13 protein-coding genes are annotated in these 12152 nt (G+C 71.9%); 4 read left to right on the top strand and 9 right to left on the bottom strand.

The window, feature by feature from the left end:
* Window positions 1–4 precede the first annotated feature (4 nt).
* The 3 genes from BJ999_RS01620 to BJ999_RS01610 all read right to left on the bottom strand — a co-directional run bounded on the left by BJ999_RS01620 (window position 5) and on the right by BJ999_RS01610 (window position 4521).
* Window positions 5–1606, bottom strand: coding sequence for an RNA polymerase sigma factor (locus BJ999_RS01620; protein ID WP_179831594.1), 1602 nt, complete (start codon window positions 1604–1606; stop codon window positions 5–7).
* Between the two features lie 407 nt (window positions 1607–2013).
* The gene (locus BJ999_RS01615; RefSeq protein ID WP_218934895.1) at window positions 2014–3624 is read right to left on the bottom strand and encodes a long-chain fatty acid--CoA ligase; all 1611 of its coding nucleotides are present in this window, start codon (window positions 3622–3624) and stop codon (window positions 2014–2016) included.
* A gap of 408 nt (window positions 3625–4032) precedes the next feature.
* On the bottom strand, window positions 4033–4521 hold the full coding sequence (locus tag BJ999_RS01610) for a SigE family RNA polymerase sigma factor (RefSeq protein WP_373292709.1): 489 nt from the start codon (window positions 4519–4521) through the stop codon (window positions 4033–4035).
* 254 nt (window positions 4522–4775) lie between these two features.
* Here BJ999_RS01610 and BJ999_RS01605 point away from each other — a divergent pair, with 254 nt between their 5' ends.
* Both BJ999_RS01605 and BJ999_RS01600 read left to right on the top strand, forming a co-directional pair.
* Window positions 4776–5732 carry a hypothetical protein gene (locus tag BJ999_RS01605; protein ID WP_229810175.1) on the top strand — a complete coding sequence of 319 codons (957 nt, stop codon included), beginning with the start codon at window positions 4776–4778 and terminating at the stop codon, window positions 5730–5732.
* Window positions 5726–6631, top strand: coding sequence for a MauE/DoxX family redox-associated membrane protein (locus BJ999_RS01600; RefSeq protein ID WP_179831591.1), 906 nt, complete (start codon window positions 5726–5728; stop codon window positions 6629–6631). Before BJ999_RS01605 ends, BJ999_RS01600 begins: the two co-directional genes overlap by 7 nt.
* Before the next feature lie 23 nt (window positions 6632–6654).
* Here the strand turns inward: BJ999_RS01600 and BJ999_RS01595 are convergent, their stop codons facing one another.
* From BJ999_RS01595 to BJ999_RS01580, 4 genes are all read right to left on the bottom strand, one after another.
* The gene (locus tag BJ999_RS01595; protein ID WP_179831590.1) at window positions 6655–6894 is read right to left on the bottom strand and encodes a hypothetical protein; all 240 of its coding nucleotides are present in this window, start codon (window positions 6892–6894) and stop codon (window positions 6655–6657) included.
* Window positions 6895–7004: 110 nt separating this feature from the next.
* Complete coding sequence (locus BJ999_RS01590) at window positions 7005–7247, bottom strand: hypothetical protein (RefSeq protein ID WP_179831589.1); 243 nt, start codon at window positions 7245–7247, stop codon at window positions 7005–7007.
* A 278-nt stretch (window positions 7248–7525) separates the two neighbouring features.
* A complete protein-coding gene (locus BJ999_RS01585; RefSeq protein WP_444541849.1) occupies window positions 7526–8710 on the bottom strand; it encodes an ATP-binding protein in 1185 nt (394 codons plus the stop codon).
* A 305-nt stretch (window positions 8711–9015) separates the two neighbouring features.
* Complete coding sequence (locus BJ999_RS01580; protein WP_179831587.1) at window positions 9016–10026, bottom strand: pirin family protein; 1011 nt, start codon at window positions 10024–10026, stop codon at window positions 9016–9018.
* 163 nt (window positions 10027–10189) lie between these two features.
* Here BJ999_RS01580 and BJ999_RS01575 point away from each other — a divergent pair, with 163 nt between their 5' ends.
* A complete protein-coding gene (locus BJ999_RS01575; protein ID WP_179831586.1) occupies window positions 10190–10651 on the top strand; it encodes a MarR family winged helix-turn-helix transcriptional regulator in 462 nt (153 codons plus the stop codon).
* On the opposite strand, the gene BJ999_RS01570 is transcribed toward BJ999_RS01575, so the two are convergent.
* Entirely contained in the window at window positions 10648–11070 is a 423-nt protein-coding gene (locus BJ999_RS01570) for a hypothetical protein (protein WP_179831585.1), read from the bottom strand. The genes BJ999_RS01575 and BJ999_RS01570 overlap by 4 nt on opposite strands.
* Before the next feature lie 163 nt (window positions 11071–11233).
* Here BJ999_RS01570 and BJ999_RS01565 point away from each other — a divergent pair, with 163 nt between their 5' ends.
* A complete protein-coding gene (locus BJ999_RS01565) occupies window positions 11234–11980 on the top strand; it encodes a M15 family metallopeptidase (RefSeq protein WP_179831584.1) in 747 nt (248 codons plus the stop codon).
* Between the two features lie 3 nt (window positions 11981–11983).
* Here BJ999_RS01565 and BJ999_RS01560 read toward each other — a convergent pair whose 3' ends face one another.
* Window positions 11984–12148 carry a hypothetical protein gene (locus tag BJ999_RS01560; protein ID WP_179831583.1) on the bottom strand — a complete coding sequence of 55 codons (165 nt, stop codon included), beginning with the start codon at window positions 12146–12148 and terminating at the stop codon, window positions 11984–11986.
* Between the last annotated feature and the right edge of the window lie 4 nt (window positions 12149–12152).

The following is a 12152-nucleotide window of genomic DNA, read 5'->3' as shown; positions in this document are numbered from 1 at the left end:
GCCGCTACAGCAGCGTCGCGCCCCAGACGACCTTCACCTCGTGCGGAGCGCCCTCGGAGTCGGTGAAGGTCAGCGTGCCCTGCCCCGGCAGGCCGATGAGCGCCGTCCGCAGCGTGATCGTCAGGCTCGTCGTGCCGTCCTCGGGCATGCCGCCCTGCATCTGCGACAGGATCAGCTGGTTCGACGACGTCATCGCCGTCCAGGACACCGGGCCGCTCTTCGCCGCAAGGCTGACCTGGGCGGTCTTCGTCCCGTACATCTCGACCTTGGCGGGGTTCACCACGAGGACGCCGGGCGGCTTGGGCAGGTTGGACGAGGGCGGCGGGCGCTGCGGCGTCTGCGCCGGATCCTCCGGGCGCTCCTGGTTCTTCTCGTGGGTCTGCGGGTCGGGCGGCGGCTGGCCGGGACGGGCCTGAGCGCCACCGCCGGGCCCGTGCGGCGCCCCCCTGCCGTGTCCCTGGCCCTCCGGCCTCTCCTGCGTGATCGACGGCTGCGGGTGCGTGCGGAACGGCGGCCACGACAGCGTCCCGTCGCCGATCCCGGGCCCCATCACGAACACGACGACGAGGGCCGCGGCCAGCGCGCCCACCATGCCGCCCCCGGTGAACAGCCACCGGCGCGTGAACGGCGACGGCACGTCCGGCTGGCTCGGCAGTCCGGACGGGGTCAGCGTCCCGCCGCGCGCCGCGATGTCGGCGCGGTAGCCCGCCAGCTCGGGGTCCGTCGCGGTGTGCATGACGCGGTGCCGCAGCGCCGCGGGCAGCACCGGCGCGGGCGCCCGTCCCAGCAGCGCGGCCGCGGTCACCCGGGCCCGGGCGCGGCAGTCGTCGCAGCCGGCGGCGTGCAGCTCGATCGCGGGGTCGACCGGGGAGACCTCGCCGCGGCGCTGGAAACGCCACCACGGCCCCCTGCTCGGCTCCGCCGGAGGGGCCTCCTCCGGGGGGGCCGGGGCGCGTGCGGCCAGGACGGGGATCGCCGCGGACCGGGACTCCTCGGCCGTGCGCGCGGCGGCGGCGCACTCCCGTCCCGCGCGGCCGATCTCCCGCTGCACGGCGGCGTCGAGCTGGGCGCGCGTCCTGCGCACCCGCGCGGCGGCCCGCCGCGCCGACAGGCCGAGCGTCGCCCCGAGGCGGGCCGCACGCAGGCCGTGCCGGTGCGTCAGGAGCATGACCTCCTGGTCGACGGGCTCCAGCCGGGACAGGCTCGCGCGCAGCAGGTCGTGCAGCTCGTCCGACTGCGGGCGGTCCGGCGCGTCGCCGTCGTCGGCACGGTCCAGAAACGGCGCGTCGGAGAACTCGCCCTCCCGGTCCCAGAACAGCACCTTGGGACGGCCGCGGCGGATGCAGCGGCGCCGCGCGGCGCCGTACAGCCAGGAACTCAGATACAGGTGGTCGCGCATTCGGGGGGCGCGGCGGCAGGCGTCGATGAAAGCGTCATGGACGATGTCGGCGGCCGCTTTCTCGTCCCCCGACATGGACAGCACGTAATCGTAAAGGCGCTCACCGTATTCGTCGTAGAGCGCGGCCAGGGCCGCCTCGTCACCCTCGTTCAGGCCCTTGACAAGCTTGCGATCGGCTGTGGGGGCGGAGGTGGTCAACCTGGGCATTCACGCTCCCGGCAGCGGAGTGTGGAAGTTGCCCCCATGGGGGCCATCCGGACATTCAGCCCACCTTGCATACACCCCCGAACCCCGCCCGCACCACTTGATCCACTGAAATCGCAACGAGAGTGACCGACGGTGAGTCAAGTACGTCTCTGAGTGACCACCCGATCAATGACTCGGCGTCAGAATCCAGTAATCGAAGCGGTGTCAATCGGCCTGCCGCCCTTCCGAATCACCACCCGCGCACCGGCGCCAGAACACCTTTCCGTCGAATCCGGCTCCCGCGGCGCGCACCGACCGCGAACCGGCGCACAGGGGCGGACCCGGCTCGCGGTCGGCCCGCACGGGGGCACGAGCACGCGGGCGACGAGCACCTCATGTGACGGCGAGGAAACCGGGGGGCCGGGTCGTCAGATGATCTTCTGCACCGTGAGGTCGCCGTCCCGGTACATCTGCCGAAGCGTCTTCTTGGAGAACTTGCCGACGCTGGTCTTCGGGATCTCCGCGACGAACGTCCAGCGCTCGGGAAGCTGCCACTTCGCGACCCGCCCGGCGAGGAACTCACGCAACTGCGCCGCCGTGACCTCCGCCCCGTCCCGCACGACGACGGACGCGAGCGGGCGCTCCTGCCAGCGGTCGTCGGGCACGCCCACCACGGCCGCCTCCACGACGTCCGGATGGGCCATGAGGTGGTTCTCCAGCTCCACCGACGAGATCCACTCCCCGCCCGACTTGATGACGTCCTTCGCCCGGTCGGTGAGGACGAGGTACCCGTCCGGCGACAGCGTCCCCACGTCCCCGGTGCGCAGCCAGCCGTCGTGGAACCTCCCGGGGTCCTCGTCCAGGTGGTAGGCGCCGGTGATCCACGGCCCGCGGATCTCGACCTCCCCGACGGCCTCCCCGTCGCGCGGCAGCACCACGTCGCCGTCCCCCACGATCCGCATCTCCAGCCCGGCGAGGACGCGGCCCTGGCTCGCCCGCGCCCGCCACACGTCCTCGCCCGCCGCCCCGGGCGGCGGGTGCGCGACCGACGCGACCGGCGAGGTCTCCGTCATCCCCCACGCCTGCACGATCCGGACGCCGATCTCCTCGAACCCGCGCATCAGCGACTCCGGGACCGCCGACCCTCCGCACGGGACGAGCCGCAGCGAGGTCAGGTCCGATCCGTGCTCCTTCGCGTGCCGCAGCACGTCCGACCAGATCGTCGGCACCGCGCCCGCGACCGTCGGCCGCTCGGCCTCGATGAGCCGGACGAGCGGCTCCGCCTGCAGGAACCGGTCAGGCATCACCAGCGACGCGCCCGCCATCACCGCCGCGTAGGGCAGCCCCCAGGCGTTCGCGTGGAACATCGGCACCACCGGCAGGACCACGTCGGACGCGCTCAGCCCCATCGCGTTCCCCGTGCACGTCGACATCGAGTGCAGGTACGCCGACCGGTGCGAGTAGACCACGCCCTTCGGGTTGCCCGTCGTCCCGCTCGTGTAGCACATCGCGGCGGCCGACCGCTCGTCTATCTCCGGCCACGCGAACGTCGCCGGAGCCGCCGCGAGCAGTTCCTCGTAGTCGTGCAGTTCCTTGCCGGCGCCCTCCAGCGGCGCGGTGTCGCCCTCCCCCACGAGCACCACGTGCCGGACGGTCTCGAGCCGCGCCAGCACCGGCGCGAGCAGCGGGATCAGCGACGCGTCCGCGATGACGACCCGGTCCTCGGCGTGGTTGGCGATGTAGACGAGCTGGTCGGGGAACAGCCGCAGGTTGAGCGTGTGCAGCACGGCCCCCATGGACGGCACCGCCAGGTACGCCTCCAGATGCTCGGTGTTGTTCCACGCGAACGTGGCGACCCGCTGGTCCCCGTCCACGCCGAGCCCCCGCAGCGCCCCCGCCAGCCGCGCGGCGCGCTCACCCACCTCCGCGTACGTGCGGCGCCGCGTCCCGTCCCCCGTCCACGTGGAGACCGAGGCCTCCCCGAAGACCCCGGCCCCGCAGCGCATGATCGTCGTAATGGTCAACGGAAAGTCCTGCATCGTGCTCCACACGGCGAGCCTCTCTTTCTCCCAGGGGGCGACCCCCTGAAACCCCCCGTCACGAGCCGGGCGATCCTCACGCCACGGCTGAGGTGGTTCGTGCCCGTGCGGGTTTGTGTCGTGTCGCTGCGGCCGCCCGGCCCTCACTGGGGCTCGGGTCCTCCTCGTGAGTGGAAACAAGTGTCCTCATCCAAGAGCGCTGGATGGGGACAAATCAACCCTCTCGGCTAAAGCGCGCCCCTGCTCCAAGAGGGTGCGAATCATCCAGGCCGCACGTTCCCCGGACATGCCGAGCTGCGCCCCTCCTGGAGTTGACCTGAGCCAGAGCACGGGCCGTCGGCACCGCGGCGTGAGTTTCGGCCGGCTCGCAACGGGGGTTCCAGGGGGTCGCCCCCTGGGAGGACACAGCTAGTACAACTCGCGGAGGCGGGCCATGGCTCGGGAGACGGTGGACTTGACCGTGCCGATGCTGACGCCCAGGACTTCGGCGATCTCGCGTTCGGACATGTCCTCGTAGTAGCGGAGCATGACGGCCAGGCGCTGGCGTTCGGGGAGGCGGCTGAGGGCGCGGCCCAGGGCGTCGCGCATCTCGCTGCGGTCGGTGTGGTCCTCGACGGGGCGTTCGGGGAGCTGGTCGGTGGGGTAGACGTCCAGCTTGCGGCGGCGCCACCAGGAGATCTGGGTGTTGACCATGGCGCGGCGGACGTAGCCGTCCAGGGCGGAGCGGTCCTCGATGCGGTCCCAGGCGAGGTAGGTCTTGGCGAGGGCGGCCTGGAGGAGGTCCTCGGCCTCGGCGCGGTCGCTGGTGAGCTGGGTGGCGGCCCTGAGCAGGACGGGGCCGCGTTCCAGCACGTACGCGCGGAACTCCTCGTGCCGCGTCGCGTTCACACCCACCACCCGACCAGGGGTTGGGGAGCCGCGCCGACTCCCGGTATGACGACGATCGCAGGTCCGGCGTCATTTCGGGCCTACTGGAACAACATATCCGGGTCAACCAGTTTATATTCTTCAACCTAGGTAGATCAAACTTCCTCCGCTCATTGACTTATCGCGACAAATCCGTCGACAGCCGGGTCACGGCGCGTGACTCTTGACTCACGGCCCTAACAGCTGTTGCCGTACGTCACGACGATCGATGCCGGAGTGCCGCGATGCCGACGACCCACCTCCGCCGGGCGGCGCACCGCCGGGCGTTGTTCGCGGCCCCCGAAGGTCCGGAGGCCGATCGCCGCACGCGCGGGGTGAGCGGGATCGTCCTGGACGCGAGCCCGCATCTGCTGGTCGTGGGCGAGGCGGGGGCGCGGGGGGCCGAGACCCGCATCACGATGAGCGAGGACACCGAGATCTGGCACGGCGGGCGCGGGGGCCCCGCCGCGCTGCGGCCGGGCCGGCCCGTGGTCGTCCGGCGGACCGGCGCCGGCCGCGCCGAGCGGATCTGGGTGGGCATCGGCCGGGTCAGCGGGACGATCCTCGCGTGCGGGCGCGGCTCCGTGGAGGTGGACATGGGGCCGCACCGCGGGCGCGCCCATGTGGTGGTCCCGCCGTCCGTCCTCGGCCCGGTGCTGGTCCGGCATCCGCGCCTGGAGCCCGGCTACCTGATCGACGTGATCTGCGTGGGGTCCCCCGGCGGCCCGCAGGCGGTGCGTCCGGGCACGTCGCAGCCCGGGTACCGGGTGGCCGACCTCGCCGCGCCGGCGGCGGCCGCGCCGGTTCCGCGGGAGTCGAGCGGGACCGCGACCTGGTTCGGCGGCGTGGAGGGGGAGTGGCGGGACGGGGCGTCCTACCCGGCGGTCGACTCCGAGGGGGACGCCGGGGGCTGCGCGGACGCCCCGTCCGGATGCGCGCCGATGCCGTACCTGTCGATCGGCAGTGAGATCACCGTCCGCAACGAGTGCGGGGGGCGGTCGGCGCCGGTACCGGTGATCGAGTGCGGCTGCACGGCGGCCCGGTTCTGCGACCGGTGCGTGGAGTGCGACGCCTCGCCGCGGGGGCGGATCGTCGAACTGACCCCGGCCGTCTTCGCCGGGCTCGGCGGCGACCTCGCGGCCGGCTGCTTCAACGCGAGCGTCCGGCCGGGCGCGCCGCAGGGGGTGGAGGGGCGATGGTGACGGCGATCCAGAACACGCAGGTCCTGCTGCTGGCGGCGGTGCTGCTGGTGGCGTGCCTGGCGAAGCTGACGATGCGGGAGCGGACGGCAGGCGCGCCGGACCACGTGCACGGAGTCCCGGTGCCGGCCGGGCTCGCGCGGCTGTCGGCGCTGCGCCGCAGCCGTGGCATGACGGTCGGGCTCGGCATCGGCGAGGGCATGCTCGGCCTCGCGCTGCTGGTGACCTCGCACCTGTCGGTGCGGCTGGCGACGACGGTGGCGTTCGCCGCCGCGACCTGGGTCGTCGGCGAGCTGCGGGTGCACAGGCCGGACGCGGGTTGCGGCTGTTTCGGCGCGCTCAGCGCCAAGAAGGTGGACCGGCGCAGCGTGCTGCGGGCGATGCTGTTCACCTGCGCGGCGGTCGTCTCGCTCGGCGCGCCGCACGCGGGCGTGGAGGTGCTGCGGGACGTCCACACGCAGGTCGGGCTCATGTTCGCGGTCGAGGTCGCGCTGTTCTTGGCGCTGTCCCCCGAACTGGCGGAGCTGGCCGGGCGGCACCGGCTGCCGCGCGCCGTCCCGTGCGAGCGGCGCCGCAGCCCGATGCCGGAGACCTACGCGCGGCTGTACGACAGCTCGGCGTGGACCGACCACGAGAACGCGATCAAGAGCGCCGTACCGCTGGACGTCTGGCGGGAGGGCTGCTGGAGGTTCGTGGCCTTCCCCGGACGGGTGCGCGAGCGGGACGTGGAGATCGTGTTCGCGGTGTCGACGTCGGAGCGGGACCGGGCCGTCCGGTCGGTGGTGGTGGCGTCCGAGGTGGTCGCGTCCGAGGTCGCCGCGTCCGAGGTGGTCGCGTCCGAGGTGGTCGCGTCCGAGGTCGCCGCGCCCGTCCAGCCGAATCTCGTGTCCGAAGGCCGGTGAGAGACCGCTCGGCCGGGGCGCCGTCAGAACTGCTGGGCGGTGCCCCCGCGCGAGCGCCGGAAGAGGAGGCGCCGGGTTCGGGCGTGCAGCGTCTCGCGCAGCCGGACCATGTACCGGTTCTCCGACCCGGTATCCGGCGGACGGCCGCCCTGGTCCTGCCGCATCGCGGAGTCGTCGTAGCCCAGGATCGAGGCGGAGATCTCGTCCTCGTCCACGAGCTCGTCGTCGGTTTCGTGGCCTCGGGGCCGGCGTCGCACTGTCATGTGTTCCCCTGGCATCGCCCAGATGCCCGCCGCGGATCGCCACCCGTCTCCTACCCGCCGACCTGGCATGGCAACACACGGGACCGCCGCCGGTGGGTCGGCTGCGCGGTTCACGGGCTGCCTTCGGGGTCCTCCTCTGCCACGTCGAACGAGACGTCGGCCGAGGCGGGGTAGTCGCCGTCCGCGCCCGGGGGCAGGCCTCCCTGCTCCTGCTGCATCGCCTCCTCGTCGTGCAGGGACATGTCGCTCTGGTCGCCGTATTCCTCCTCGACGGCGAACTCGTCCTCGACGGCGTCCTCGTCCAGACCGCCGTGCTGGTGGTCCGGGTCCTGGCCTCGGAATCGGTCTGCCATGTCTCTCCCGACGTCGGCTTCCGTGCCCGTTCGCGGGCACGCGCCGTGGCTCCTACCCACGTCGCGCGGACGACACCTGATCGCCTCTCTGCGACTCTCTAGCACTCTCTAAGAAAAGATCTAGAAAGGCTTAGAGGGCGCCAGAGGAGGGACCAGCAAAATCTACGGCTCTCTAGCACTGTCGCTAGGGAGCCGGATACTCGCCGCGACAGGGCGGCTCGATGCGGCCTTCTACCGCTCTCTAGCGCTGTCGCTAGAGAGCCCGATAGACGGATAGGTCAGGCGGGCTGGGAGCGGAGGAACTTGCCGAAGTGCGGGACGGTGAACGCGACCATGCCGCGCTCGGCGCTGTAGATGAGGCCCTTCTTGATGAGCCCGTCGCGGGCGGGCGACAGGCTGGACGGTTTGCGGCCCAGCTCGTCGGCGACGGACGCGGTGGGCACCGGGTCGTCGCCGAGCATGGCCATGGCGCGCATGTAGTCGCGCTCGGCGGGGGTGGCGCGCTCGTAGCGGCTGCCGAAGAAGCCGACGGCGAGCTCGCTCTCCGCCTCCGGCGCGGCGACCTTGATGTCGTCGGCGGTGATGGGGCTGTCGGGGGCGACGTCCCAGACGACCTTGGCGTACGCCTGGACGAAGTAGGGGTAGCCGTCGGCCGCGCCGTACAGCGCGTCGAGGGCGTCCTGGGTGAAGGTGACGTCCTCGCGCTCGGCGGGGGCCAGCAGCGCGACGTCGGCCGACTCGCGGTCGAGCCGGTCGATGCGCGCGTACCGGAAGAGCCGCTCGGAGTAGGACTTGCTCGCCGACAGGACGGCCGGCAGGTGCGGCAGGCCCGCGCCCACCACGATCAGCGGGCCGCCGACCTGCGCCAGCTCGTGGCACGCGGCGCACAGCGCGGACACGTCGTCGGCCGGGATGTCCTGCATTTCGTCGACGAACAGGGCGATGCCGACGCCGACGTCGGTCGCGACGGAGGCGGCGTCGACGAACAGCTCGGTGAGGTCGATCTCCAGATCGCCGGAGTCGGCGCGGCCGCGCGCGGCGGGCACGTCGATGCCGGGCTGCCACCGGTGCGCCCGCGCCTTGGCCTTGCCGGACGGCTCGGGCCCCGCCTGCGCGAACGACTTGAGCACGCCGAGGAACTCCTCGATGCGGTCGGGCGCGCGGTGCCGGGGCGCCAGCTCCCGGACCGCCCGGTGCAGCGCGGACGCGACCGGACGGCGGATCGACTGGTCGGGACGGGCCTCGATCTTCCCCGTCCCCCACAGCCGCTGGATCGCCTGCGACCGGAAGGCGTTGAGCAGCACGGTCTTGCCCACCCCGCGCAGCCCGGTGACGATCATGCTGCGCTCGGGGCGGCCGCGGGCCACGCGTTCGAGCACCACCTCGAACTGCCGGAGCTCGCGGTCGCGGCCGGCCAGCTCGGGCGGGCGCTGCCCGGCGCCGGGGGCATAGGGGTTCCGCACGGGGTCCACGCTCTCGGACTCTATGAGGCGATATAGCTGCGGCCGTAGATTTGCGTAGAGAACGCTGCGGCGTGTCGCGTGGTCACGCCGCCGCCCGCAGCGCGCGGAGCCCTCGGGCCCCCGTGTGGCCATGGTCGCCACCATGTCGCCTCCCGGGCGAGCGCGTTCGAACAAGGTGGTCGAACTTCTGTTCGACTGTTCGAACACAGTAGCGCACGCCGTCTTCCTCCGTCACGCGAACACGGAAGACCCCGGCCGCGGGCACCACCCCCGCGGCCGGGGAGCTCGACGTCCCGACCCGAGGGTCAGGCCAGGGGCTCGTCCGCGTCGGACCGGTGAGGGACCTTCTCGGCGGGGACGGTGCCCATGCGCCCGGCCTGGAAGTCCTCGAACGCCTGGACGATCTCGTCGCGGGTGTTCATCACGAAGGGGCCGTACCGGGCGATCGGCTCCCGGATGGGCAGGCCACCGAGAACGAGGATCTCCCAGCCCGCGGCACTGGCGGTCGGCTGGCTGTCGGCGGCGCGGACGACGAGACCGTCCCCCTCGCCCTTGTGGTGCGAGCCGGCGAACACGGCGAGCTGCCCCTCGTCCAGCGCCGCCTCCTCGACGCCGGCCGTCCCGCGGCCCGCCAGGACGTACACCAGCGCGTTGAAGTCGCGCGGCCAGGGCAGCGCCAGGCGCGCCCCGGGCGCGACGGTCGCGTGCAGGTAGTTGATCGGCGTGTAGGTGACGCCGGGGCCGTCGTATCCGGCGAGCGACCCGGCGATGACGCGCACGAGGGACGAGCCGTCGTCGGCGGCGAGCAGCTTGACGTCGCGGGCCTCGATGTCCTGGTAGCGCGGCGGGACCCACTTCTGGGCGCGCGGCAGGTTGACCCAGAGCTGGATGCCGTGGAAGAGGCCGCCCTTGGCCACCAGCTCGGGCGGCGGCTGCTCGATGTGCTGGAGCCCGGACGCGGCCGTCATCCACTGCGTGGCGCCGTCGGCGATGAGGCCGCCGCCACCGGTGGTGTCCTGGTGCTGGAACGCCCCGTCGATGATGTAGGTGACGGTCTCGAAACCCCGGTGCGGATGCCACGGGGTGCCTTTCGCCTCGCCCGGCGCGTACTCGACGGCGCCCATGTGGTCCAGGAGCAGGAACGGGTCGGCCAGGGACAGGTCGATGCCCGGGAAGGGGCGCCTGACCTGGAAGCCCTCGCCCTCCAGGTGGCGCTTGGCGGTCACGACCTTCGCGACGCGGCGCCAGTCGGTGCCCTCCTGCGGCAGCAGCGGCAGGCGGGGCAGGGTCAGCGGGTCGGCCATCACGGCAGGCATCGGGTTCTCCCTCGTCCGGGTGTCCGTCCGCGGTCGGGCGGTGCACTGGTCCCTGCAACATAGTTGATGCTTCAACTATTTCCTCGGACGGAGGCACCCGTCCTGCTAGGCTGAAGATAGCGCGAGTTAGTTGAATCTTCAACATATGGTCTATACTCGGGACATGACCGAACCTCGCTGGCTCGATGCCACCCAGCAGCGCGATTGGCGGGCATACGTGGACGGCAGCGTCCGGCTCACCGAGGTCATGGACCGCGATCTCAAGACCAAGCACGGCCTGTCGAACTCCGAGTACGAGATCCTCGTCCGGCTGTCGGAGGCGCCCGACCGGCGGCTGCGGATGGCGGAGCTCGCCGACAACGCCAGCCAGTCGCGCAGCCGTCTCTCCCACACCTGCTCCCGCCTGGAGACCAAGGGCCTGGTCAAGCGGGACAGCTGCCCGAACGACAAGCGCGGCGTCTACGCGCACCTGACCGACGAGGGCTTCGCCGCGCTGGAGCGCGCCGCCCGCGACCACGTCGAGGTCGTCCGGACGTTCTTCATCGACGTGGTCGAGCCCCAGGATCTGGAGGCCATCGGGCGCGCGTTCAGCGTCGTCCTCAAGCGCCTCGGCGGCCCGTCCTAGAGCGGGGCGGTCACGCCGGTCAGGAACCCGACGGACAGCAGGGTCAGCAGGCCCCAGGCGAGCATCATCCCGATGCCGAACGTCCGCCACCGCCCGCCGACCTTCCAGGCGAGCAGGCCTCCGAGCCCGAACGCCAGCACCAGCAGCGTCACGAACTGCGGCAGCAGGCTGGGCCTGCGGCTCATCATCAGCGGCGGGTACATCATCACGGCGTCGACGAAGACGAAGGCCGCAATGCCGGCCGCCAGCGCCTTCACGTCCCGGCCGAGGAACGCCCGCGCGCGCTCTGCGGCGACCTGCGCCCTCTCTGTCTGCAACAGAGGCTGCGCATGCGCCGCCTGCTCGACCTCCACGCTGTGCGCGACCGCGAAGATCTCGTCTTCGAGGCTGGGGAGGTCCCTCTCCTGAGGTTCCGCCATGCCGGCTCCCTGGGGCCGGACGCCACCGGGCGACATGCCCGGCGGATGGTTGGGGATCACGGCCCGTCCGTCCCGGCCCTTTTCCGGCGGGCGCGCCTTCAAACGCACCGTAGCGAATACCCGGCCCGCCGCGCGCACCCGGTGACCTGCGTATGCTGCAAAGATGCCAGGTAGAGGGGCTATTGGAACCGCGACTTTCCTCGCCACGCTGCTGACCGTGCCGCTCGCCGCGGCCGGATGTGGCCGCGGCGGCGACGACTCGGGCGAGTCGGCGCCTCCGGCGACCCCGCCGACCGCGTCCGCGCCCGGCTCCCCGTCGCCGTCCCCGTCGCCGAGCAAGCAGGGCTTCCAGTCCACGATCAAGAAGGTCACGGCCGGGGACCTCGACCACTCGTGGCGGCGCGGCTGCCCCGTGTCGCCGTCCGGGCTCCGGATGATCGAGATGACCTACTGGGGGATGGACGACAAGCCGCACACCGGTGGGCGGCTCGTCGTCAACGCCAAGGCGGCCGACGACCTGGTGAAGGTGTTCAGGAAGCTGTACGCCATGCGCTACCCGATCGAGCGCATGCAGCCGGTCGACAAGTACAAGGGCAGCGACTTCGACTCGATCGAGGCGAACAACACCTCGGCGTTCAACTGCCGCCAGGCGACCGGGTCGAGTTCGTTCTCCAACCACGCCTACGGTCTCGCGGTCGACATCAATCCGTGCCAGAACCCGTACGTCTACGCGGACGGGCGCGTCGCCCACAAGGACTGCGTCAAGTACAAGAATCGCAAGAACGACGACCCGGGCGTCATCCACGCCGGCGACAAGGTCGTCAAGGCGTTCGCCTCGATCGGCTGGAGCTGGGGCGGTACCTGGAGCGGTGCCCGCGACTACCAGCACTTCTCCAGCTCGGGCCGCTGAGCGTCACATCATCATCAGGGCGATCACGAGGACCGCGACGACGGCCACCACGGCGACGATGCCGACGATCAGGCCGATATTGGGTCCGGACTTCTCCGGCTGCGCCTGACTGGCGAAGTTCTGGAACTGGTGCGTCGTGCCTGCAGGATCCTGCGGTGTCTGCGACATGCCG

It is taken from the genome of Actinomadura citrea, from assembly GCF_013409045.1.
Classification (GTDB): domain Bacteria; phylum Actinomycetota; class Actinomycetes; order Streptosporangiales; family Streptosporangiaceae; genus Spirillospora; species Spirillospora citrea.
The sequence above is the reverse complement of the archived record's forward strand: the minus strand, read 5'-3'. Positions and strand labels throughout refer to the sequence as shown.

What these genes read in the sequence shown, in the direction of transcription:
- BJ999_RS01590 (WP_179831589.1), bottom strand. Translation starts at nt 7,247, where the DNA reads ATGGCAGACCGATTCCGAGGCCAGGACCCGGACCACCAGCACGGCGGT.
- BJ999_RS01580 (WP_179831587.1), bottom strand. Translation starts at nt 10,026, where the DNA reads ATGCCTGCCGTGATGGCCGACCCGCTGACCCTGCCCCGCCTGCCGCTG.
- BJ999_RS01620 (WP_179831594.1), bottom strand. Translation starts at nt 1,606, where the DNA reads ATGCCCAGGTTGACCACCTCCGCCCCCACAGCCGATCGCAAGCTTGTC.
- BJ999_RS01600 (WP_179831591.1), top strand. Translation starts at nt 5,726, where the DNA reads ATGGTGACGGCGATCCAGAACACGCAGGTCCTGCTGCTGGCGGCGGTG.
- BJ999_RS01570 (WP_179831585.1), bottom strand. Translation starts at nt 11,070, where the DNA reads ATGGCGGAACCTCAGGAGAGGGACCTCCCCAGCCTCGAAGACGAGATC.
- BJ999_RS01575 (WP_179831586.1), top strand. Translation starts at nt 10,190, where the DNA reads ATGACCGAACCTCGCTGGCTCGATGCCACCCAGCAGCGCGATTGGCGG.
- BJ999_RS01605 (WP_229810175.1), top strand. Translation starts at nt 4,776, where the DNA reads ATGCCGACGACCCACCTCCGCCGGGCGGCGCACCGCCGGGCGTTGTTC.
- BJ999_RS01615 (WP_218934895.1), bottom strand. Translation starts at nt 3,624, where the DNA reads ATGCAGGACTTTCCGTTGACCATTACGACGATCATGCGCTGCGGGGCC.
- BJ999_RS01560 (WP_179831583.1), bottom strand. Translation starts at nt 12,148, where the DNA reads ATGTCGCAGACACCGCAGGATCCTGCAGGCACGACGCACCAGTTCCAG.
- BJ999_RS01565 (WP_179831584.1), top strand. Translation starts at nt 11,234, where the DNA reads ATGCCAGGTAGAGGGGCTATTGGAACCGCGACTTTCCTCGCCACGCTG.
- BJ999_RS01595 (WP_179831590.1), bottom strand. Translation starts at nt 6,894, where the DNA reads ATGACAGTGCGACGCCGGCCCCGAGGCCACGAAACCGACGACGAGCTC.